This window comes from Amycolatopsis sp. NPDC005232 (assembly GCF_040607795.1).
Taxonomy (GTDB): Bacteria; Actinomycetota; Actinomycetes; order Mycobacteriales; family Pseudonocardiaceae; genus Amycolatopsis.
Genome location: NZ_JBEXHL010000043.1, coordinates 28,264 through 48,811, shown reverse-complemented (window position 1 = coordinate 48,811; position 20,548 = coordinate 28,264). Strand labels below are relative to the sequence as shown.

Sequence of the window (20,548 nt, the reverse complement as noted above, 5' to 3'; positions counted from 1 at the left end):
ATGGCGGGGTGAGCGACGCGGGAGCAGTGTGGCCCGTCTCCGAAGACGGCCTGGTCAGCGGATGGCCCGGAGCCGATCGGCTCCGGGCCTGGGCGCGCGGCCATCCCAGGGCCGTCGACGTGCTGCTGGCCTGCGCGCTGCTGCCGCTCGCGCTGGTCATCGAGCACCGCGGAGTGGCGCCGCAAGCCCGGCCGTTCCTGTTCGGGATCGGAGTGCTGCTGGTCCTCACCCTCGCGCTCCGCCGCCGGCTACCGCTCACCACCCTGGCCGTGTCGAGCGCGTTGGCGCTGGTCCAGGGGTTCATCGGCCCGGCGTTCCCGCCGACCGTGATCGCGGTGCTCGTCGCCGTCTACACGGTCGGCGGGCACTCCGGCCGACGGCGCGCGCTCACCGCGCTCGCGGTAGTCGGCGTCGTGATCGCGGTAGTGGTCTTCCGCGGCGACGAATTCGCCGAGTCCACCGCCAGGTTCGTGTTCGCCGCCGCCGTGGTCGTCGCAGCGTTTGTGCTCGGGGTGAACGTCCGGATGCGCCGCGTGTATCTCGCCTCGCTGCGCGACCGAGCACTGCGCGCGGAACGCGAACGGGACCAGCAATCGCAGATCGCGGCCGCGCGCGAGCGGGCCACCATCGCCCGGGAGATGCACGACATTGTCGCCCACAACCTGTCGGTGATGATCGCCCTGGCCGACGGCGCCGCCTACGCCGCGAGAACCGATGCGAGCGCCGCCGAAACCGCGTCCCAGCACGTCTCCGCCACCGGGCGCCAAGCACTCGACGAGATGCACCGGCTCCTCGGCGTGCTGCGCGGCACCGACGCGGAAAGCCCCCGCACCCCCCAACCCGGCGTCGCCCAGATCGACGACATCGTCGCCCAGGTCCGCACCACCGGCCTGCCGACCACGTGGACGATCACCGGCGAACGATTCCCCCTCTCCCCCACCGCCGGGCTGGCTCTCTACCGCGTCGCCCAGGAAGCGCTGACAAACGTGCTCAAACACGCCGCACGGCCCTCGGCCGCGAACATCCGCCTGACTTACGCCGAGCCGATCGTGACGCTCGAAATCGACGACGACGGCACCACACCCCGCGCCGTCCCCGACCCCACGGCGGGACACGGGCTCAGCGGAATGCGCGAACGCGTCGCCGTGTTCGGCGGCGACGTCTCTGCCGGCCCGCGGCCCGGCGGCGGGTGGCGAGTCAGTGCCCGGCTCGAGCCCGGACGCGTCCCCGGCGACAACGGCTCGGTGGTCAGCGCGTGATCAGCATCCTGCTCGTCGACGACGAACCCCTGCTGCGCCTCGGTTTCCGACTGGTCCTCGAATCCCAACCCGACTTCACCGTCGTCGGAGAAGCCGCCGACGGCGCGGCCGCGGTCACCCGCACCGCCGAACTCGATCCCGACGTCGTTCTCATGGACGTCCGCATGCCCGGCATGGACGGCATCGAAGCGACCCGCGAGATCGTCCGCTCGCACCCACGCTCTCGTGTCCTGATCCTGACCACGTTCGACATCGACGAATACGCCTTCCCCGGGCTGAAGGTCGGCGCGAGCGGGTTCCTGCTGAAGAACGTCCCGCCCGAAGACCTGATCTCGGCGATCCGGGCAGTCGCCAGCGGCGACGCGGTCGTCGCTCCCACTGTCACGCGTCGACTGCTGGACGCGATGGCCGGCCAGCTCCCCGACCCGGTCACCGCCGAAGGAACCCTGGTGACCGGGTACGGGCTCGAACGGCTCACCGACCGCGAACTCGAAGTCCTGCGCAAGCTCGCTCGCGGCCTGTCCAACGCCGAAATCGCTGGAGAACTCGTGCTGTCCGAAGCGACGGTGAAAACCCACATCGGGCGCATCCTCAACAAACTCGAGCTGCGCGACCGAGTCCAGGCCGTCGTGCTGGCCTACGACGCCGGTCTGGTACGCCCGGCCTGACGACTACGGTCGATCGTCCACTACGGACACGGCCGGCAAACCGAGGCCGACCGAATCCCGCGTGCGTCAACCGGCCGCCCCAGCGAACACCACCCGATCGGGAAGTCCGCCTTACCCGCCACCTTCCGCGTGCTGGCAAGCCGTTAACCCCGGCCCGACCATCATCGGACACCAAGATCACCAACCATCCAAGGCAAGGAGATCAAGGTGCGTCACGGCGAAAGCCTCCGTTCGTCCGTCCAGTCGAAAGCGATCACCCCGCTCATCGGTGTCTTCGACATGTTCTCCGCGTCAGTCGCAGCCAAGCACTACGACGGGTTCTTCGTATCCGGCTTCGGGTTCGCCGCCTCCCACTACGGCCTGCCCAACATCGGGTTCATCGCGTGGCCCGACATGGTCGCGTTCGCACAGCGGCTGCGCCTCGCGTTTCCCGGACACCACCTGCTGGTCGACATCGACGACGGGTACGTCGACCACGAGACCGCCTGCCACGTTGTCCGGCAGCTCGAACACCTCGGCACGTCGGGCGTGATCATCGAGGACCAGAAGCGGCCCCGCCGGTGCGGTCACGTCGACGGCAAACAGATCCTTCCGCTCGAGGAATACCTGGAGAAGCTCGATGCGGTGCTGTCGGCACGCCAGGACCTGGTCGTGGTCGCCAGGACCGACGCCACCGACCACAACGAGATCATCCGCCGCGCGGAAGCCCTCGCCCGGACCGACGCCGACGTGGTCCTGATCGACGGAGTTCGCTCCGAAGCCGCGATCAAGGAGATCCGCCAGGTGATCGGGAACAAACCGTTGCTGTTCAACCAGATCGCGGGCGGCAAGTCGCCTCGGTTGTCGCTGCCCGAGCTCACCGACCTCGGGGTCGACGTGGCTATCTACAGCACGCCCCTCCTGTTCGCCGCACAGGAAGCGATGGACAAAGCACTTCTTCAATTGCGCGCGGACGACGGCCGGCTACCCGAACCCCGCGCCGGCGCCGTCGGCGTGGCCCAATCCCTTGAACTGCTGGAGAACAACATCAGCCGACACCACCGGATTCTCGCCAGCGCCTGATCGGCATCCTTCCGGCGTGCCCCTGGCCGACAGGGCTCGCCGGAAGGCCGAACTCCGCGCCTGTCCACGGCCGCGACGAGCAGCATCGCTCGCACGCAGGCACCTGAGCGAATCACTCGTGGCCGAAGTGGTGGTGGCGCAGGCCCTCGTCGACGATGCCGTGGACGGCGAGCATCAGCGTCAGGACCAGGAAGAAGACGGCCGCGACGATGAGGAAGGCGCGGCGACGAGCGCTTGCAGCAGCGCCAGCCCTCCCGGTGAGAACGGTGAAGTCCGTGGCGAGCTGCCGACCAGCCAGGGCCATGACGGGGCGCCAGCCGGTGGTGGGTGCTGCCGGCGGCAAATCGGCGAGTAGCTCGTCGAGGTCGTGGCGGTACCGCGCTTCGTAGACGGCCGTGGTTCGTTCTTCGACCTCGGTAAGCGACAACCTTCCTTCTCCCGCGGCTTTCTGCAGGGCGGCGACCGTTACCTCGCGTTCGGTATCGGAGCAACGGATGCTCTCGCGAGCGGACTCTGCGCTGGGTTCGTCGGCGCTCACAGGTGCCTCCTCGCCGAGAGAAACTACACTCCTGTCGAAATTCTACACGAACGTAGTAGGAAGCATCAATCGTCGAGTGGGAGCAGGAGCGTGAATACGGCGGGGCGTGGCTTCGCGAGGCGAAGCCGGCCGCCTTCGGCTTCGGCGAGGCGGCGGGCCAGGGCCAGGCCGATACCGGTTCCGCGGGCCTCCGCGGAACGGCGGCTGAAGACGTCGGTGTCGTTGACGATGCCCTCGCCTTCATCGGCGACGTCGACCGCCAGCACTTCTCCGGCGTCGCGGGCGGTGATTGAAATGGTGCCGGAGCCGTGGCGTAGCGCGTTGTCGAGCAGGACAGTCATGATCTGGCGCAACACCGGGCCGGACAGGCGAGCGCCGGCGACGACCGGCTCCACCGTCAGCACAAGGCTGCGGTTGTGGTCGGCGAGGGTCGGGTACCACTCGTGTTCGATAGCGGCGAGTTCGTCGGCGACGGCGGTAGCGTCGCGCACCGGCGGGGTGTCGCGGGCCAGCGCCAGCAGGTCGGTGACGGTGCGGTCCAGCCGCCCGGTCGTCGCGACACCAGCCTCCACGACTCGACGGAGGTCGGCGCGCGGGTTCTCCAGCGCGGCCTCCAACTGCAGGCGTAGTCCGGCGAGCGGAGTCCGCAGCTGATGGGAGGCGTCGGCCGAGAAGGAGCGTTCGCGGGCGAGCAGGTCGTCCAGGCGCACGGCGGTGGAATCGAGGGATTCGCCGACGGAGTCGATTTCGGGGATCCCGGCCCGGGCGGCGCGGATGGTGAAGTCGCCGTCGCCGAGGTCGCGCGCGGTCGCGGACAGCTGTTCGAGCGGGCGCGCTAGCCGCCGGGCTTGGCGGCGCGCCACCAAGTAGGCCGACAAGAACGCGACGACGGCCAGACCGGTCATGCCGAGCCAGGTGAGGCCGGTGTGCCAGTAGACCTCCGTGCGCGGGGTGGCGGCGCGGACGAGCGCAGCGACCGTGCCGTCGTCGTCGATCGGGATGACGACCACGAGGTCGTCGGCGGTGTCCGCGGAGACAACGCCGTCGCTGTGGGCTGCTTTGTCCGCCTCAGCGAGCGTGGCTGGTCCGGTGCCGGCGAGCAAGGTACCGGAGGGGTTGTACACCGCCACCGCGGTGGGATCTTCCGTCGTCGGCATGCGGTCCGGCGCGCGGTGCCGCAGGATGTCGCCGGACACGTCGAGCGCATAGGAATCGGCGGCGCGTTCGAGCTCGGCACGCTCCGCCGTGACGAAGTACCGCGCGACCGCGACGGCCAGCGGCGTGCCGAACAGGCCGATCGCGACCAGCGCGGCGAGCAACGTCGTCAGGACGATACGGCGACGCACCTGCTCACCCTTCCGCGTCCTCGAGCCGATAGCCGTGCCGGCGCAGGGTGGCGATCTCGGGCATCGGACCAGCACCGCCCGCTTCGCCCAGCTTGCGCCGCAGGGTGGCGATGTGGACGTCGAGCGTTTTGGTGGAGCCGAACCAGTGCGCGTCCCACACGTCGGCCATCAGCGTCTCACGGCTCACCGCCCTGCCCGGTTCCTGCGCGAGCCGCAGCAGCAGCTCGAATTCCTTGGCCCGCAACGGGAACTCGGCACCGTCCACACTGACCCGGCGAGCCGCGGGGTCGATCCGCAACCGGCCGAGGGTGATCTCGGCCAGGGAGCGGTCCGTGGAGTGGCGACGCAGATGAGCGCGCAGTCGCGCGTGCAACTCCCCCAGCGGCACCGGCTTGACGAGGTAGTCGTCCGCACCCGCCTCCAGACCCACGACCACGTCCATCTCGTCCGCACGAGCGGTCAGGACCACGATCACGCACGAGGGCAAGGTGCCGCGCAGCTCGCGGCACATCTCGGTGCCGTCGAGGTCGGGCAGCCCGAGGTCGAGCAGGACGAGATCACTCGGCTCTCTCGCAGCGGCACGCAGGGCCTTTCGTCCGCTGGTGTGCCAGGCGACGTCGTGCCCGTGCTGGGTCAGGCTCGTGCGCAGGACCTCACCGATGGTGCGGTCGTCTTCAATGAGAAGTACTCGGGCCATGCCCCGAGAATATCCGCTGATCCGAACGCCGGTGCCGAGCACGATCATTTTGCCTGCCGCTAACCTGCCCGAGCGGCTCTGTTACCCATGACCGTCGTGAAACCGCGTCACGTCCCAGTCCGAATGCGTTTTTCCTTGTCGCTAACCTTCGGCTTTCCGGCCGTGCACTGGACCCCGAATAGCTTGCGGACATGACCACCGATCAGCTGTACCCGCACTCGTTTTCACCACACCCCGCGCCACAGCGACCCACCTCGCAGCCGTCCCCGGCCAAGCCGAAGCGACGGTGGCGGCGCCGGATCGTGGTCTTGGTGGTGGCGGCGCTTGTCGGTTACCCGGCCGGAACTTACACCTACGCGCTCACCTACCCCGGTGACGCGAGCCTGTCCGTCCGAACGGTGGACTGGTTACGGGAGATCGGTCTCGGTGGCGTCGTCAATGCCGTGGAGAACTGGTGGTTCACCCGCCACCCGCCCTCCAGCGCGCAGCCCGGCGCCGCGGATTTGCCCTCGATGGGCGGGCTCGGCACCAACGAAGCCGGTCCGCGCCCACACAACCTGGCCGTCGGGCCGACCGCGGCGAGTGGGGCGGGAGAATGGGTTCCCGGTGCGCGCAGCGGCAACCAGGTCGCCGAATACACCACCTTCGTCCAGCCTGATCCGGCGCACGCGAGCGTGGTCGCCGGCGTCGCGTGGCTAAACCAATCGCTGGTGCGCACCCAATTGTTCTCCGGCACGAAAGACCCCGGTGGCCCCGGCCCGGCCGCCATTCCCGCCGCAATGCGCAGCAGCCTCGTGGCCGCGTTCAACTCCGGCTGGAAACTGAAAGACTGCAACGGCGGCTACTACCTCAACGGCGACACCGTCGCCCCACTGCACGACGGCATGGCATCGGTCGTGATCGACGATACCGGCCGTGTTTCGGTCGCCAAGTGGGGTCGCGACGCCAGGATGAACCCGCACCTCGCCGCCGTGCGGCAGAACCTCGATCTGGTCGTCGACCACGGCGCCCCGGTCTCCGGGCTCGACCTCAACCCGGCCGGCCAGTGGGGCAGCGCATCGAACCAGTTCCAGTACACCTGGCGCTCCGGCCTCGGAACCGACCGCGCCGGCAACCTGATCTACGTCGGCGGCACCGGCCTCACCCTGCACACCCTCGCCGACGCCATGACCCAGGCCGGCATCCAGCAGGGCATGGAACTCGACATCCACTCCCCCATGGTCACCTTCAACTCCTTCCGCCCAGACCTGCCGAACACGGCACCGAACAAACTGTTGCCCGCCATGCCGGGCAACCTGACCCGTTACCTCACCGCCGACCAGCGCGACTTCTTCGCCACGTCACTGCGCGTCCCGCCCACGACCACACCGTGAACTACGACAGCAGTGTAGATTCAAGGTATGCGCAAAGCACCTGGTGAACTCGAAGCCGAGGTGCTGGCCGTGCTACTGCAGCGCGGCCAGGCGTCCGCGGCAGAGGTTCGCAAGTCGCTCGGAGACAGCTCACTCGCCTACACCACGGTGGTGACGATCCTGTCGCGGCTGTTCGACAAAGGTGTGCTCACCAGGGAAAAGCACGGTCGCATGTTCGCCTACAGCCCCGTCGACGACGCTCCCGGGCTCGCCGCGAGGCGCATGCGCGCAGTTCTCGACAGCGAGCACAACCGCAGGAGCGTCCTCGCGAAGTTCGTCTCCACCCTCCCACCGGCCGACGAACACGCGCTGCTGCAACTGCTGCAGCACGACCGCGGAAGCAGGTGACCGTGTACCCCGGCCTGCTCGCCCCCCTGATCCTGCCCCTCGCCTCGTGGCCGGTCGCTCGATGGCTCGCGCCGCGCCTGTCCCCCCAGGCGGCCACAATGCTGCTGACCTTTCTGGCCCTGGTGTTCGCGGCCGGCAGCACGGCCGCGCTGGCTCTCGGGGCCGCGGCAGGGTTGTCCGAGGTGCCACTGGTCGCCGAACTCGGCGATTTCTCGGCCGCCGCGCTCAACTCGACCGCCACTGTGCCCGCAGCGATCTCGATCGTGTACGCGGTATTGCTTCTCGCCGCGGCGACCTCCGTGATCTCGACGGTCCGGGACCAGTGGCGCTGGTACCGGCGCGTCCATCGCGAACTCGACGAGCACTCGCCCGCCGACGGCGTGGTGATCCTGCCTGGAGCCGAACCGGTCGCGTTCGCGATCGCCGGCCGCGGCGGCCGCATCGCGGTATCCAGCGGGATGCTGGCGGCCCTCGACCGCTCCGAGCGGGCCGCCCTTCTGCTGCACGAGCGAGCCCACCTGCGGCTGCGGCACCCGGTCTACGCCGCGGCGGGCGTCCTCGCGGCCGCCCTGAACCCCCTCGTCCACCCGCTCACGAAAACGACCCGGTTCACGATGGAACGCTGGGCCGACGAAACCGCCGCATCGGGGGTGGGTGACCGGCGCGTGGTCGCGACCGCGGTGGCCAAGGCCGCGCTGGCCGGCCACCAGAGCTCCTACGCGCTTGCCGCCGCCGGCGGCCCGGTGCCCCAGCGCGTGCGTGCGTTACTGGACTCGGCGCCGCCCGGTTCAGCGTCTCGCCGTCGCGGTCTGCTGACCGCGTTCGCGGTGGCCGTCGTGCTCGGTGGCTGCGGCTGGTCGGCCGGCGCCGGCGCGCGAGCGGTGCTGTCCCTGCACGCCGACATCGAAGCCGCTCAACTGGCGTCGTGCGCGCCCGACCCCGTGCTCACGCAGCGGGCCCACGGTCAGACCCAGCTCACCACAGCGCGCCAGGATCACCGGGAGTGCGCCGAGGGCTGAGCGCCACGCCCCGACCGCAGCGGCGACGTCCGAGTCATGCAGCAGGACCGTACCGCCGGGCCGAAGTCCCTTGTGGACTGTCGCGGCAACGGATTCCGGGGTGGCGTGGCGCGTCCAGTCGAAGCCCCAGGCCGTCCACAGCGCCGGGCGAAGGCCGAGCCGGCGCGCGGCGACCAGCGATCCGGTTGAGAACACCCCGTAGGGAGCGCGCAGCCACGTCGGCCTTGCACCGGTAACGGAGGTGATCAGGTCGGTGGTACGAGCCAAGTCGTCGTGCAAAGCTGCAGGAGATCGGCGGACGAAACAGCGGTGGTCCCAGCCGTGCACGGCGATCTCGTGCCCGGCCGCCACGATCTCGCGGCCGAGCTCCGGTGCGCGCGCGAGCTCACGGCCGAGCACGAAGAACGTCGCACGCGTCCCGCTCTTGTCCAACAGGGACAGGAAGTGCGGGGTCGAGCGCGGATGCGGCCCGTCGTCGAATGTGAGGGCCACGTGCCCCGGGTCGCCGACGCCGGCCAACGCAGGCGTGATCAGCCGGCGCACCGGCGGGACGAACAACGCGGCCGGCGCAGCATGCGACGCCAACGCAGCCAGCGCGGCGGCCCTGATCACCCGGCCACCTCGATGCGCGGCACGGGTGCCGGTTCCCGGTGCAGCGCCGTCCGCAGGGCGTCACCGAGAGCCTCCGGGGACCGCACCCACGGCACCGTGCCGGCGCGGTCGAGCACGGCGGAGTTGGCCCGGCCGTGCCCGGGCAGGCACCGGTAGGTCAGCACCGGCAGGCCGGTGGCGAGCGCTTCCGAGGTCGTGAGCCCGCCTGCGTTCTGGACCACGAGATCGCATGCCCGCATGAGGTTCGCCATCGTGTCCACCCACCCGAACACGTGCCGCACACCCGCCTGGGCCAGCCGGCAGCGCAGCGCGTCATTGCGGCCGCAGACCACCACCGGCTCGACCACGCCGTCGGCCCGCAAATCAGCCACCGTTCGCTCGACCTCGCCGACACCCCACGACCCCGAGACGACCAGCGCCAGTGCCCGGTCGGCGGGCAACCCGTACGCCAGGCGCAGCCGGGCCCGCTCGGCACCGCCGGACACCGGCCGGAACTGCGGGGCGACCAGCGGCTGCCGCACCACGGTGCGGACCGCGCCCAGGGCCCGGGCCTGCTCGGCCGCGATCTCGTTGGGCGCCACCGTCAGATCCGCCCACGGGCTCACGCACAGCCGGTGCACCGACGGGTCGGTCAGGTAGGCCACCAGCTCCTGCCCCAGCTCTCCCCGCGCCTTGAGCCGCCCGGCCGCGAGCGTGGCCAGCGGGTAAGTCGACACGACCTGGTGCGCACCGTCGACCGCATTCGCCAGATTCGCCGCGGCGAGCCCGGCCACGCCGCGGGCGACCGCGGCGAGGGACGGCGAACCGAGTGCACCGAGCAGCCAGTCCCAGCTACGGGGGGCAATTCGCAGCTGCTGGTGGTAGGCGTCGCAGAGCAGGCGGCCGAGCCGCCCGGGCAGCAGGTCGAGGAAGTCCACGATCTCGGCGCTGTCGCCTCGCTCGCTCAGGCACCGGGCCAGTTCCTTCGCCGCGCCATCGTGGCCGGCCCCGATCCGGGCGGACACGATCACCACTCGCTCCATGCACTCGCCTTCCCAAATTTCTACACGTATGTAGTAAATCTACATGAGCGTAGATGTCTACGTCGCCGGGGCAGCAGGAAACGGGCCGGCGAACGCCACGGAAAGCGGCCCTATTATATGGCGGGGAAGGTTAGCCAGAGGTTTATTCCCGGCAATTTATTCACAAGGTGAAAACCGGCAAAACACGCAATCGGCACACGGTGGAACAATCGTTCCCCGCATTCCAGCGGGATCACCTGCTGCGAGAATTTCCTGATGACGACAGCGAAGCCGGCCGACGCCGGCCATCGCGGCGCCACCAAAGTCCCCGAGATCACCGTCTTGTTCTGGGTCATCAAAGTGCTCACTACCGGCGTCGGCGAGACAACGAGCGACTTTCTCGCGCACACCGTTGATCCGGTAATCGCCGTGGGACTCGCGGCCGCGGCCTTGGCCGTTTCCCTCACCCTGCAGTTCCGAGCCCACGGGTATTCTCCGGTCCGGTACTGGACCACCGTGCTGCTGGTGAGCGTGTTCGGCACGATGCCGCCGACGTCGCGCACGTCGCGCTCGGCGTGCCCTACGCGGTGTCGACGACGGTCTTCGCGCTCGTGCTCGCCGTGATTTTCCTGCTGTGGCAACGGTTCGAAAAACCTTGTCCATCCACGACGTCACCACGCCGCGCCGCGAGGTGTTCTACTGGCTCACCGTCGGGGCGACCTTCGCGCTCGGCACCGAGGCGGGCGACCTGACCGCGACGACGCTGGGCCTCGGTTACCTCGGTTCGGCTTCGTGTTCGCGGCCGTGATCGCGGTGCCGCCGCTCGCCTGGCGGTTCGAGCGCCTCAACGCAGTCGCCACGTTCTGGGCCGCCTACGTCCTCACGCGGCCACTCGGCGCCTCGTTCGCCGACTGGCTCGGGGTCGGGCCCGAGCGCGGCGGCGTGGGACTGGGCACCGGCCCGGTCGGCCTGGCGCTGCTCCTGGTGATCGCGGCGCTGGTCGGGTACCTGACGGCGACGCGTGGTCGGCGAGTTCGATGGCGGCACCGAGATATGCTTCACGTTGCTGCTCGACACGCGGCCGCGCACGGCTGGGTTCGGCCGGGACACCGCGACGGAGAGGTTGTTGGCCGCCTGCGCCGATGCCCGGGAGGGTCAACTCAACAAGGCGCTGCCGTACCAGTCGTGGTCGTCACGCACGCCCGGCAAAGTGAAGTAGTAGCCACCGCCGAAGGGCCGCAGGTAGTCGGCGAGCGGTTCGCCGGCCAGGCGGTGCTGCACGGCTTCGAACTGGGAGACGAGGTTCTGCTGGTAGCAGCAGAAGATCAGCCCGGAGTCGAGTTCGCCGGTCGGCGCGAAACCGCGGTCGTAGCTGTAGGGGCGGCGTAGCAAGGCACTCCCCGCGGACTCCGACGTGCGCGGGTTGGCGAGCCGGATGTGCGAGTCGGTCGGGATGATCGCGCCGTCGGGGTCGCGGTGATAGTCGGGCACATCGGTTTCGGCGGAACCGTCGAGCGGGGCTCCGGTGTCGCGGCGACGCCCGAACATCCGTTCTTGTTCGGTGAGCGACACCCGGTCCCAGAACTCGATCAGCATCCGGATCAGGCGCACCACCTGGTACGAGCCGCCGGTCGCCCAGGCTGGTTCCCCGCGTCCCGCGGCGACCCACACCACAGGGCCGGCGTCGGCTGGGGCCGGATTCACGATGCCGTCCTTGAATCCCATGAGGTTGCGGGGGGCACCGGACGGACGCGGCGGCGGGACGAAACCGTCGATGCGGTAACGCGGCTGCATCCAAGCCCGGGTGTGCTTCATCAGGTCACGCAGTGCGTGGTGGGCGATGTCGGCGGTGGCGGCGCATATCTGCAGCAACAGATCTCCGTGGCACCACGCCGGATCGAGGGCGTCGTCCGGGAACGCGGGCATCGTGCTCAGGTGCACGGGCCTACGCTCGGCTAGGCCGAAGCGAGAGTCGAACAACGACGGCCCCACCGAGACCGTGACGGTGAGGCCGTCTGCCGGCATGTCCGGTCCGAGCACGGCACTGTCCGCAGGAGGCGAGCCGACACCGAGGTCGGGCTGAGGGCCGCCGGCAGTCAGCACCCGGGCTCGCGTTGTCAGGGCTTGCAGCAACGCCATCAGGCCGGCGCGGTCGGCGGTGGTGACGTCGAACGCGGCGAAGGTGCCGGCTGGCGGCGCCGGAGTGAGGACGCCGGCCTGATTCGCGCCGTGGAAAGCGACCGCCCCGTCGCCCTGCGCGGCCGGCGGGGTGTCGGCACGAGCGCCGGCGGCGAAGAGTCCTCCGGCAAGGGCGCTGCCGGTCACTCCGGCACCCGCGCCCTGCAGGAAACGGCGACGGCTCAAAGACATGGTAGTTCTCCGGTATCGGGGAGGAAACGGTTTCGGGCGGGGGACGGTTCCGGGTCAACCTGCGCGGATCTCCAGCAGGGTCGGGATGGTGGCGAGGCTTTCGAGCATCGCGCCGAGCGCGGCGTCGACCTGTTGCCGCTGCGAGAGTGGGACCGCGGACGGCAGGCGCCACGCACCGCCGGCGCGGGTGGCGTCGAGTGTGTCGCGCAGCGCCTGGGTTTGTCGGGCGAGTGTGGGCAGCAGCTGGGGCCGCCGCGCGGTGATCAGGTCGTGCAACCGGTCGAGTTTCGCGGTGGTGGCGTCGACGTCCGCGAGAGTCTCGGCGTAGCCGGAACCGGCGCCCTGGTCCGAGAGCCCGGTGAGGTGGCGGCGCACGGCGTCTTCGAGAATTTCGTGGGCCCTGCGCGGCAGATCGGCAGGATCGTCCTCGATCGTCGGCAAGGTGACGGCGAGCGTCCGCAGATCGGTCACGAGCTTGGCCGCGACCGGGGTGAGCGTAGCGGCTGATTCGCCGTGCCAAAGCCCGTCTTCGAGGCGGCGCAGGCCGGTGAAGCCGGGATCCGCCGTACCGAGGGGCAGGCCTTGCGGGAGTCCTGCGATGGCAACGCCGAGCTCGTCGAACGCGCCGTAGGCGGCACCGGTGCGTTCCCAGGCCAGCTGGGCCGGCAGCCACGCCGTGCGCGCGCCGACGAGGTCCCCGCGCTGAAGCGTGCCGTACAGATGCTGGGCTTCGGTGCCGGCCGTTCGCACCGTGGCCAGCATGTAGTCCTTGTCGGCTTTCAACGGTCCCGCCAAGTCCGTGGTCGCGATGGGCAGCACTGGAACCGCGACCGCGGCCGTTCCGGTCCCAGTGATCTGGCCGGCGGGCGAGCGCTGGTCCAGCTCGCCCGGCACGACGCACCGCCACGCGTACGAGCCGGGCGCGAGGTCCACGGAGATCGACCGACGGGTGCCGGGGCCGAGCCCCTCGATCTCCCCGAGCACGGACGCGTCCGCGGCCCGAACCAGATAGATCTCCCCGCCGTGGGGAGACTGGTTGACGACGGTGAAGGTGCGACGCCCGGCCGTCGCACCCGCCCAGTCCTCGGCGCAGCCCGCCGCGGTGACGGTGACGGTGGCCTGCGCACTCCCTGTCGATGGCGCGACGAGCACGAATCCGGCAACCGCGGCGAGCGGGAGCACCACAGCTGCGGCCAGGTACAGCCACGGGCGCCGGATTCGGCGCGGCTGCCGCTCTTCACGCTCGGGTTCAGCCTCGGCCCGGTTGCGCACCGGCCGGAAGTACAGCGTGAGCACGGTAGCGGCGAAGACGACGTAGATGATCACCTGCGTCCAAGTCATCACCGGAGCCAGGTTGGTGATCCCGGTGACGATCGACACCCACCACGCGTCCGTGGAGACCACGCGGGACAAGTCGAACGCGGTCCAGGTATGACCCGGGATCACGCCGGCCGTCTGCAACTCGCCGATCCCGTAGGACAACACGCCGGCCGCGATGACGATGAGCACGACCGCACTGCGGGTGAAGAACTTGCCGAGATCCAGCTTCACGCTCGTGCGATAGAGCAGCACGCACAACCCGAACGCCACCGCGAGCCCCACCGCCGCGCCCAGCAGCGGAACCCACGTCCGGCCGGAGGCCTGCACCGTGGTCCAGACGAACAACGCCGTCTCGACCCCTTCGCGCGCGACGGCCAGGAACGCCGTCAGCGCCAGCGCTCCGCTTCCCATCGCGGCCGCCGCGCCGATCCTGGCCCGCAGCTCCCCCGACAACGCCCTGGACGCCCGGCGCATCCAGAACACCATCAGCGTCACCAGCACCACGGCCAGCAAGCTCAACACTCCGGCGAACACGCTCTGCGCTCGCGCGGTCAGTTCCGCCCGCGAAAACGTCAGTGCCGCGCCGAAGCCCAGCGACAGGACGGCCGCCGCGAGCACCCCCGTCCACAACGGGGTCGCCGACGTCCCCGGCGAGGTCTTGCGCAGAGCAGCGAGCAGGATGCTCACGACCAGGCCGATCTCCAGCCCTTCTCGCAGGCCGATCACCAGGTTCGGCACGCCCTCGGCCCACATGCGCAGCCCGTCCTCTCGTCAGTTTGGCAAGGCTCAGCTAACCAAAGGCCAGGTAAGGGTCCGACCAAATCGTTCTTGCCGTTCGTTAACAGAGTCCACTGTGAACTTGAGAGGCAGCACGGCGTTAACCCTGCTCGAACCGTTTCCTGGGTAACCGCCACCTACCGTCGAGCGGTACAGCGGCCGTCAGGTTCTCAGCGTCCTCACAGGGGACTGCCCTGAAGGTGGCCGCGACCCGACCTGGACACAGAAGGAGAACCCGCCGTGAGCCCGAGCCCACCGGTCACGCTCAACGCGCGAACCGCGGCACCGCCGCTGCCCGCACGGACCCGACTGGCCGTGGTAATCGCGCGCTGGACGGCGGCGGTTTCACGGCGGCTGGGCCTGGGATCGGGAGGTGTGATCGGCGGCCGGGTCGCCCTGGCATTGGATCCGTCGGCCTTGCGACGGCTCAGCCAGGGCCGGACAGTCGTGCTGGTGACCGGTACGAACGGCAAGACCACCACCGCGCTGATGCTCAGCCACGCTCTGCAGACATTGGGTGAGGTCGCAACCAACGGCGACGGGGCGAACATGCCCGAGGGAGTGGTCGCCGCCCTGGTGGCGAAACCGCACGCCCCGGTGGCTGTCCTCGAAGTGGACGAGTCCTACCTGCCCGCTATTGCCGGTGAAGTGCGGCCAGAATGCCTTGTCCTACTCAACCTCAGCCGCGATCAGCTCGATCGGGTCGGCGAAGTGCGGCAGCTCGAACGCGATCTCCGCGCGGTCGCGGCGACCCTGCCGGACACCACGGTGGTCGCCAACTGCGACGATCCCATGGTCACCTCGGCTGCTTTCGCGTCGCGGCGGCCACTGTGGGTCAGCGCCGGCCAGAGGTGGGCCGCCGACGCGGTCACCTGCGCGCGGTGCGGCCGCACCGTCTGGCGTGCCGGGTCCGAGTGGGGCTGCGAGTGTGGTCTCGCCCGCCCCGATCCACAGTGGACGCTGATCGACGACACGCTGCTCAGCAGTCAGGGCACCGCGCTCACGCTCGACCTGCGGTTGCCCGGCCTGGCCAACGCGGCCAACGCCGCCGTCGCCATCGCCACGGCGGACCGGCTCGGCGTCTCACCGCACGTCACCGCCGCCCAGCTGCGCACCATCACCGACGTCGCCGGCCGCTACCGGCGCTCGCAGCTGTCCGGCCGAGACGTACGCTTGCTGCTCGCCAAGAACCCCGCGGGATGGCGCGAAACACTTCCTCTGCTCGATCCGCGCGCCCCAGTCGTGATCGCGGTCAACAGCAGCGAGGCCGACGGGCGTGACACATCGTGGCTGTGGGACGTCCCGTTCGAAGACCTGCGCGGCCGCCCCGTGGTCGCCGCAGGCGCACGCGCCAGCGATCTCGCCGTGCGCCTGACGTACGCCGAGGTGCGCCACACAGTCTGCCGCCGCCCGGCCGACGCGGTCACGTCGCTGCCGCCCGGCCCCGTCGAGTTCGTGGCGAACTACACCGCCTTCCGCGACGCGCACCAGCAGCTGCGCGATGACTGAGTCCGTGGTGCGCATCGGCTTGGTGCTGCCCGACGTCCTCGGTACCTACAGCGACGGCGGCAACGCCCAGGTGCTCCAGCGCCGCCTGCAGTGGCGTGGCATCGCCTCAGCCGTGGTCGAAATCCGCGACGCCGTGCCGACTTCACTCGACCTCTATCTGCTCGGCGGCGGCGAAGACGACGCGCAAGCGGTCGCGGTCACCCACCTGCTCGCCCGGCCCGGCGTGCAGCAGGCCGCCAGTCGCGGCGCGGTGGTGTTCGGCGTCTGCGCCGGCCTGCAGGTGCTGGGCACGGCGTTCACCACCTCCGACGACATCACGCACCCGGGCCTCGGCCTGCTCGACGCGACCACCCAACCCGGTCCGCGGCGCGCGGTCGGCGAAGTCGTTGTCGATGTCGGACCACACATCGGAACCGAACCGCTCACCGGATTCGAAAACCACCTCGGCCGCACCCGCCGCGGCCCGGGCAGCCACTCGCTCGGCACCGTCCGGACCGGTGTCGGCAACGGCGATGGAACCGAAGGTGCTGCGACCGGCCGCGTGCTCGCGACCTACCTCCACGGCCCTGTCCTCGCGCGCAACCCCGCGTTCGCCGACCTCCTACTCGGCTGGGTCCTCGGCACCCCGCCGGCCGACCTGCCGATGCCGGAAGTTGCCGCCCTGCGTGAAGAACGGCTCCGCGCGGCCAAACGCGGCCCGCGAACGTGAACGGCGGGTACTCCGTTTGCCAGACGTCAGCCCCAGCCGTGTGACGCTCTGGACCGACTCGGTAACCCAGCGACTCCGGAGACCCGCGATGCCCGAACGCCGCTCGCCGCAAGCCGCTCGGCTGTCCGAACTGGCCGACCGGCTCGCCGCTCAGCTAAAGCCGTCGATGCTGGCCGAGGACGCCCGGAACCCGACCCGCTGACGCAGGCCGCGTGGCACGCGATGAACGCCCTGTCACGCGTTGCCGAGGTGCTGCCGGACCGAGACCTCCGCGACGCGCCGATTATGTGAGGGCGAAGCCTCGCCGACCTTGCGAACCGAGGCCAGGGCATCGTCGACGCGGCGAAGGAACTCCTTGCCGAAGGCGTCGACGTGCTCGATGCCTCCGATCAGGGTCAGGCGGACAACAGCCCCGTCCCGAGCGCGGCCAGCAAGGCGACACCCACGACGACGCGGTAGACGACGAACGCCGTGAACGTGTGCGCCGCGACGAACTTGAGCAGCCATGCGATCGCCGCGTAAGCGACTACGAACGACACGACAGTTCCCACCAGGAGCGGGAGGGCGTCGACTCCGCCACCAAGGGCGTCTTTGAGCTCGTAGAGCCCGGCACCGGTCAGGGCGGGAATGGACAGGAAGAACGACAAGCGCGTCGCGGCGACGCGGTCCAGGTTGCGCAGCAGCCCGGTCGAGATCGTCGCGCCCGAACGGGAAAAGCCGGGGAACAGCAGAGCCAGGATCTGCGAGGATCCGACGAGCATGGCGTCGGCCAGGGTGGCCTCGCCTTCCGGGCGTTTGCCGGTGCCGAAGCGGTCCGCGGCCCACATGATCGCACTGCCGGCGATCAGGGAGATGGCGACGACCCACAGCGAGGCGAGCGGACCTTTGACCAGCGATTGGAACAGCAACCCGGCCACGACGATCGGGATCGTCGCGAGGATCACCCACCACGCGAACTTGTAATCGTGCTCCTGCCGAGCCTGCGCGTTGACCAATCCTCGGCCCCACGCGGCCGCGAACCGCACGATGTCGCGGAAAAAGTACACCAGCACGGCGACGATCGCGCCGACCTGGATCACCGCAGTGAAGCCGACGACCGAGGCGTCGTCGACAGGGATGCCGAGGACACTCTCGGCGATCTTCAGGTGCCCGGTCGAGGACACCGGCAGGAACTCGGTCAGGCCCTCCACGATCCCCAGGATCACGGACTGGCCGAGGTCGATCGCGCTCAACGAATTCTTCCTTCTGGAAAGGGACGGGGGTCAGGATCCGGCGCCGCGGCGCTGCTTGCGGCTGCGCAGCAGTTCCAGCGCGAGCGGGATGAGCGAGACGATCACGACGAGCGCCACGATCGGCAACAGGTACTGGTCGATCCCGGGCACGCTCGCTCCGAGAAGGTAGCCGGCGACAGTCACACCGATCGACCACAGCAGCCCACCCAGCACCTGCCACAGGGTGAACGTCCGCGCCGGCACCTCGAGAATGCCGGCGAGTGGGTTCAATACCGTGCGCACGACCGGGATGAACCTTGCAAGCACGATGGCCTTCGCGTGGCCGTAGCGGGTGAATAGCTCTTCGGCGCGGGCGATTCCTCCGTGCAGATGCTTGTTGCCGGTACGCGCGAGCAGCGCGCGGCCACCCCGGCGGCCGAGGACGAACCCGGTCTGCGCCCCCAGCAACGCGCCGGCCACGGCGGCCACCAGCACCAGCGGGAGCGACAGGTGGACGGCGGCGGTCGCGCTGGTCGTACAGAACAACCCGGCAGTGAACAGCAGCGAGTCACCAGGCAGGAAAAACCCGATCAACAGGCCGGTTTCGGCGAACAACACGAGGAACACCCCCGCGGTACCGAGGCTCGACAGCCACGACGTCGCGCTCAACGGATTCATGCAGGAGACCGCCTTCCACGGAGGCCAGTAACTACGACAACTATGTAGTATTTCTACACCATTGTCGTTTTACTTGCCGGCTCGCCCCGCCTTCCGCGTCGGTGCGTCAGGCCTCGGTGCCGACCCCGGCAAGGCGCCTCCAGTCGTGCTCCCAATCCCGGTCTCGGCCTCGATCCAGCACGAACCGAGCCGCGACGTACACCAGCAATGCGGCGACGACAAACCCGAGCTCCAGCGCGATCCCGTTGAGAATGGCCACGAAGAGCAGGTCGGCGAGGCTGCGCGGCGCAGGCTGTCGGACGCCGTCGCGATCAACCCAGATCTTCACCGCATCCGGGCCGCCCGGGCTGAGTTCGACCATCAAGTCGCCGCTGCGTGGCGCTCCGTTCGGCGCCGTCCAGCTGCCTCGCACGCGCCGCATCACAGGCGACCGGTCGGCCCCGCGCGGGGTCAAGGCGGGCGGGCCGGGAAACGCCTTGGCCGTGACCTGGTAGCGCGCACCGAGGTGCGCGTCCACGACCTGATCGTTCGCGAACGAGGACGACGCCACGCCGTAGCTGATCGGCACCGACCCGATCAGCAGCACACACAGCACGAGGATCACCACCGCCTCGACCCGGTCCCACACCCGCACCGACGGAGCGCGGCGCACGGCCGGCCGCACCAACCGGAGAACACGGGCGGCTCGAGCGTGCATCGCGTGGGCCACGTCGCGGACAGCCATGATCCGAGAGTGCACCGACGCGGGACGTCAGGCCGCCGACTTGGCCGGAATTTTGCCGTGCCCTGGTCGATTTCGGCGATCCGCCGAAGTGTTTCCGGATCCGCATGGGGATCGGACTCCGGCGGGCAAAGTTTCTTTAACCACGCGCGAACCGGGTGTTGATCGCCCGGGTCGTACCGTCGGATTCGTGCACGCCCTCGCGGAACCGACGGGCGCCGGCAGGACCATCGATCCTGCCGTCGCCGCCGAGGCCGCGGCACTGGTTTTCCTCCTGCTGACGATCTCGGCGGCCGGGCTCGTGCACTGGATGTCGGGCTTCGATCTGAGCGTGCACCACCTCCAGCATCGGAGTGAACCGGGCCCAACACGGTCAAGATCGCCATCACGTCATCCAAGCTCTGGGCGCGTCCGCGAGAAAGGACGGCTGGCATCCGACGACAGCGGGCAGGAGGTTGGGCCGCGCAACGCCGGGAGTCAGTCTTGAAAACCGATGATCTTTTTGACCGCGGCCTTGACTCCCCGTTCGACCCGGCTGACCGGAAGGCGTTCGAACCGGAACTCCGGGGACACGATTCGGCGCGCACCGAAGCGTTCCTTGAACTGGCCGAGTGTCCCGGTGCCGGATTCGCCGAGGTAGTAGTAGCGGCACCCGGCCTCGCACGCGTCCTGGATCGCCCGCGCCTGCAGCAGGTCGGTGGCCCGGTAGTGCTTCAATTCTTCGTCCATGACCCCGCGGAAGTCATGCGCGTTGGCGCCCCGTGTCACGAGGCAGGCCGCGGCGGGCCTGCCGTCGACACGGGCTACCCACACCTGGAAGCGGTCACCCAGGCAACGTCCAATCGCCTCGAACTTCTCGCGCGGATCCCGCCGGTGCAGCCGTCGCCTCGCGAGCCACGCCGGCTCGTGCTGCTGGCGCGACCACCGCAGGACCGCTCGTTCCATCAGCGCGTAGAACTCCGGAAGAAGTTCGCCTCTGGTGCCGCGTTCCACCGTGACGCAGTTACGCTCTGCTGTCCGGACACCACGCCGGGAGGTCTTGCTGAAACGGTGCGACCACACCTCGTCCCAACCGCCCTGCAAATCCAGCAGGTGCACGTGGTGCGGACGAACGAGGGCTCGCGGGTGGTGTGCCTCACGCCACGCGTCCACCTCGAGCGGGCCCGGCGACACGGACTGGACCACAACCCCCCGCGTCGCCAGGTCCGCGAGCACGGCGTTGACCTCACCGGTCCGCGTACCTCCCGCCGCGAGCAGCCCACCGAGCCCACACGCCGGTGGATTGGACTGC

Annotated in this window: 21 protein-coding genes and 3 pseudogenes; 12 read left to right on the top strand and 12 right to left on the bottom strand. The window is 69.6% G+C overall.

The genetic code is table 11. The annotated features are described in order from the left end of the window. Window positions 1-8: 8 nt before the first annotated feature. The 3 genes from ABZU76_RS45105 to ABZU76_RS45095 all read left to right on the top strand — a co-directional run bounded on the left by ABZU76_RS45105 (window position 9) and on the right by ABZU76_RS45095 (window position 2,989). Window positions 9-1,259: a sensor histidine kinase gene (locus ABZU76_RS45105; RefSeq protein ID WP_354882622.1), complete on the top strand. Its 1,251-nt coding sequence runs from the start codon at window positions 9-11 to the stop codon at window positions 1,257-1,259. Continuing rightward, window positions 1,256-1,927 carry a response regulator transcription factor gene (locus ABZU76_RS45100; RefSeq protein WP_354882619.1) on the top strand — a complete coding sequence of 224 codons (672 nt, stop codon included), beginning with the start codon at window positions 1,256-1,258 and terminating at the stop codon, window positions 1,925-1,927. The genes ABZU76_RS45105 and ABZU76_RS45100 overlap by 4 nt, the downstream gene beginning before the upstream one ends. 207 nt (window positions 1,928-2,134) lie before the next feature. Further along, complete coding sequence (locus tag ABZU76_RS45095; protein WP_354882616.1) at window positions 2,135-2,989, top strand: isocitrate lyase/PEP mutase family protein; 855 nt, start codon at window positions 2,135-2,137, stop codon at window positions 2,987-2,989. A 112-nt stretch (window positions 2,990-3,101) separates the two neighbouring features. On the opposite strand, the gene ABZU76_RS45090 is transcribed toward ABZU76_RS45095, so the two are convergent. The 3 genes from ABZU76_RS45090 to ABZU76_RS45080 all read right to left on the bottom strand — a co-directional run bounded on the left by ABZU76_RS45090 (window position 3,102) and on the right by ABZU76_RS45080 (window position 5,570). After that, window positions 3,102-3,527: a DUF1707 domain-containing protein gene (locus ABZU76_RS45090; protein WP_354882613.1), complete on the bottom strand. Its 426-nt coding sequence runs from the start codon at window positions 3,525-3,527 to the stop codon at window positions 3,102-3,104. Between the two features lie 65 nt (window positions 3,528-3,592). Continuing rightward, on the bottom strand, window positions 3,593-4,873 hold the full coding sequence (locus ABZU76_RS45085; protein ID WP_354882610.1) for a HAMP domain-containing sensor histidine kinase: 1,281 nt from the start codon (window positions 4,871-4,873) through the stop codon (window positions 3,593-3,595). Between the two features lie 4 nt (window positions 4,874-4,877). Next, window positions 4,878-5,570 (bottom strand): response regulator transcription factor, encoded by a 693-nt coding sequence (locus ABZU76_RS45080; RefSeq protein ID WP_354882607.1) that lies wholly within the window; start codon window positions 5,568-5,570, stop codon window positions 4,878-4,880. 191 nt (window positions 5,571-5,761) lie between these two features. Between ABZU76_RS45080 and ABZU76_RS45075 the strand changes: the two genes are divergently transcribed. Genes ABZU76_RS45075 through ABZU76_RS45065 form a run of 3 tightly spaced genes read left to right on the top strand, consistent with a single transcriptional unit; the run spans window position 5,762 to window position 8,349 of the window. Then, window positions 5,762-6,943 carry a hypothetical protein gene (locus ABZU76_RS45075; RefSeq protein WP_354882604.1) on the top strand — a complete coding sequence of 394 codons (1,182 nt, stop codon included), beginning with the start codon at window positions 5,762-5,764 and terminating at the stop codon, window positions 6,941-6,943. 27 nt (window positions 6,944-6,970) lie between these two features. Beyond that, window positions 6,971-7,330 carry a BlaI/MecI/CopY family transcriptional regulator gene (locus tag ABZU76_RS45070; protein ID WP_354882601.1) on the top strand — a complete coding sequence of 120 codons (360 nt, stop codon included), beginning with the start codon at window positions 6,971-6,973 and terminating at the stop codon, window positions 7,328-7,330. Beyond that, the gene (locus ABZU76_RS45065) at window positions 7,327-8,349 is read left to right on the top strand and encodes a M56 family metallopeptidase (RefSeq protein ID WP_354882599.1); all 1,023 of its coding nucleotides are present in this window, start codon (window positions 7,327-7,329) and stop codon (window positions 8,347-8,349) included. The genes ABZU76_RS45070 and ABZU76_RS45065 overlap by 4 nt, the downstream gene beginning before the upstream one ends. Before the next feature lie 156 nt (window positions 8,350-8,505). Here the strand turns inward: ABZU76_RS45065 and ABZU76_RS45060 are convergent. Beyond that, window positions 8,506-8,841, bottom strand: a pseudogene (locus ABZU76_RS45060) (polysaccharide deacetylase family protein); the annotation flags it as partial. A 116-nt stretch (window positions 8,842-8,957) separates the two neighbouring features. Next, the gene (locus ABZU76_RS45055; protein ID WP_354882596.1) at window positions 8,958-9,983 is read right to left on the bottom strand and encodes a hypothetical protein; all 1,026 of its coding nucleotides are present in this window, start codon (window positions 9,981-9,983) and stop codon (window positions 8,958-8,960) included. A gap of 255 nt (window positions 9,984-10,238) precedes the next feature. Here ABZU76_RS45055 and ABZU76_RS45050 point away from each other — a divergent pair, with 255 nt between their 5' ends. The 4 genes and pseudogenes from ABZU76_RS45050 to ABZU76_RS45035 form a co-directional block, all read left to right on the top strand. After that, on the top strand, window positions 10,239-10,586 hold the full coding sequence (locus ABZU76_RS45050; RefSeq protein ID WP_354882593.1) for a hypothetical protein: 348 nt from the start codon (window positions 10,239-10,241) through the stop codon (window positions 10,584-10,586). Beyond that, window positions 10,538-10,714 carry a hypothetical protein gene (locus tag ABZU76_RS45045; RefSeq protein ID WP_354882590.1) on the top strand — a complete coding sequence of 59 codons (177 nt, stop codon included), beginning with the start codon at window positions 10,538-10,540 and terminating at the stop codon, window positions 10,712-10,714. The genes ABZU76_RS45050 and ABZU76_RS45045 overlap by 49 nt, the downstream gene beginning before the upstream one ends. Continuing rightward, a pseudogene (locus tag ABZU76_RS45040) lies at window positions 10,702-10,770 on the top strand (hypothetical protein); the annotation flags it as partial. The gene ABZU76_RS45045 and the pseudogene ABZU76_RS45040, both read left to right, overlap by 13 nt. Further along, window positions 10,755-10,979 (top strand): annotated as a pseudogene (locus ABZU76_RS45035) (hypothetical protein); the annotation flags it as partial. The pseudogenes ABZU76_RS45040 and ABZU76_RS45035, both read left to right, overlap by 16 nt. Window positions 10,980-11,117: 138 nt before the next feature. On the opposite strand, the gene efeB reads toward ABZU76_RS45035, so the two are convergent. Together efeB and efeU are read right to left on the bottom strand one after the other, a co-directional pair. Further along, window positions 11,118-12,332, bottom strand: a complete 1,215-nt coding sequence (gene efeB / locus ABZU76_RS45030) for an iron uptake transporter deferrochelatase/peroxidase subunit (RefSeq protein ID WP_354882587.1) — start codon at window positions 12,330-12,332, stop codon at window positions 11,118-11,120. Between the two features lie 54 nt (window positions 12,333-12,386). Then, window positions 12,387-14,405, bottom strand: a complete 2,019-nt coding sequence (gene efeU / locus ABZU76_RS45025; protein WP_354882584.1) for an iron uptake transporter permease EfeU — start codon at window positions 14,403-14,405, stop codon at window positions 12,387-12,389. A 264-nt stretch (window positions 14,406-14,669) separates the two neighbouring features. On the opposite strand from efeU, the gene ABZU76_RS45020 reads away from it, so the two are divergent. Further along, entirely contained in the window at window positions 14,670-15,938 is a 1,269-nt protein-coding gene (locus tag ABZU76_RS45020; RefSeq protein WP_354882582.1) for a MurT ligase domain-containing protein, read from the top strand. Beyond that, window positions 15,931-16,647 carry a glutamine amidotransferase gene (locus tag ABZU76_RS45015; RefSeq protein WP_354882579.1) on the top strand — a complete coding sequence of 239 codons (717 nt, stop codon included), beginning with the start codon at window positions 15,931-15,933 and terminating at the stop codon, window positions 16,645-16,647. Before ABZU76_RS45020 ends, ABZU76_RS45015 begins: the two co-directional genes overlap by 8 nt. Before the next feature lie 395 nt (window positions 16,648-17,042). Here ABZU76_RS45015 and ABZU76_RS45010 read toward each other — a convergent pair whose 3' ends face one another. The 5 genes from ABZU76_RS45010 to ABZU76_RS44990 all read right to left on the bottom strand — a co-directional run bounded on the left by ABZU76_RS45010 (window position 17,043) and on the right by ABZU76_RS44990 (window position 20,472). After that, window positions 17,043-17,879 (bottom strand): undecaprenyl-diphosphate phosphatase, encoded by an 837-nt coding sequence (locus ABZU76_RS45010; RefSeq protein WP_354882576.1) that lies wholly within the window; start codon window positions 17,877-17,879, stop codon window positions 17,043-17,045. A 30-nt stretch (window positions 17,880-17,909) separates the two neighbouring features. After that, entirely contained in the window at window positions 17,910-18,536 is a 627-nt protein-coding gene (locus tag ABZU76_RS45005) for a DedA family protein (RefSeq protein WP_354882573.1), read from the bottom strand. A 106-nt stretch (window positions 18,537-18,642) separates the two neighbouring features. Then, on the bottom strand, window positions 18,643-19,140 hold the full coding sequence (locus ABZU76_RS45000) for a hypothetical protein (RefSeq protein ID WP_354882570.1): 498 nt from the start codon (window positions 19,138-19,140) through the stop codon (window positions 18,643-18,645). 256 nt (window positions 19,141-19,396) lie between these two features. Continuing rightward, complete coding sequence (locus ABZU76_RS44995) at window positions 19,397-19,606, bottom strand: hypothetical protein (RefSeq protein ID WP_354882567.1); 210 nt, start codon at window positions 19,604-19,606, stop codon at window positions 19,397-19,399. A 128-nt stretch (window positions 19,607-19,734) separates the two neighbouring features. Continuing rightward, entirely contained in the window at window positions 19,735-20,472 is a 738-nt protein-coding gene (locus ABZU76_RS44990) for a GNAT family N-acetyltransferase (protein ID WP_354882565.1), read from the bottom strand. Window positions 20,473-20,548: the final 76 nt, after the last annotated feature.

Coding starts and splice junctions, on each gene's coding strand:
- ABZU76_RS45050 (WP_354882593.1), top strand. CDS start 10,239: ATGACGACAGCGAAGCCGGCCGACGCCGGCCATCGCGGCGCCACCAAA.
- ABZU76_RS45015 (WP_354882579.1), top strand. CDS start 15,931: ATGACTGAGTCCGTGGTGCGCATCGGCTTGGTGCTGCCCGACGTCCTC.
- ABZU76_RS45055 (WP_354882596.1), bottom strand. CDS start 9,983: ATGGAGCGAGTGGTGATCGTGTCCGCCCGGATCGGGGCCGGCCACGAT.
- ABZU76_RS45070 (WP_354882601.1), top strand. CDS start 6,971: ATGCGCAAAGCACCTGGTGAACTCGAAGCCGAGGTGCTGGCCGTGCTA.
- ABZU76_RS45080 (WP_354882607.1), bottom strand. CDS start 5,570: ATGGCCCGAGTACTTCTCATTGAAGACGACCGCACCATCGGTGAGGTC.
- ABZU76_RS45075 (WP_354882604.1), top strand. CDS start 5,762: ATGACCACCGATCAGCTGTACCCGCACTCGTTTTCACCACACCCCGCG.
- ABZU76_RS45005 (WP_354882573.1), bottom strand. CDS start 18,536: ATGAATCCGTTGAGCGCGACGTCGTGGCTGTCGAGCCTCGGTACCGCG.
- efeB (WP_354882587.1), bottom strand. CDS start 12,332: ATGTCTTTGAGCCGTCGCCGTTTCCTGCAGGGCGCGGGTGCCGGAGTG.
- efeU (WP_354882584.1), bottom strand. CDS start 14,405: ATGTGGGCCGAGGGCGTGCCGAACCTGGTGATCGGCCTGCGAGAAGGG.
- ABZU76_RS44995 (WP_354882567.1), bottom strand. CDS start 19,606: ATGCTGGAGGTGGTGCACGCTCAGATCGAAGCCCGACATCCAGTGCAC.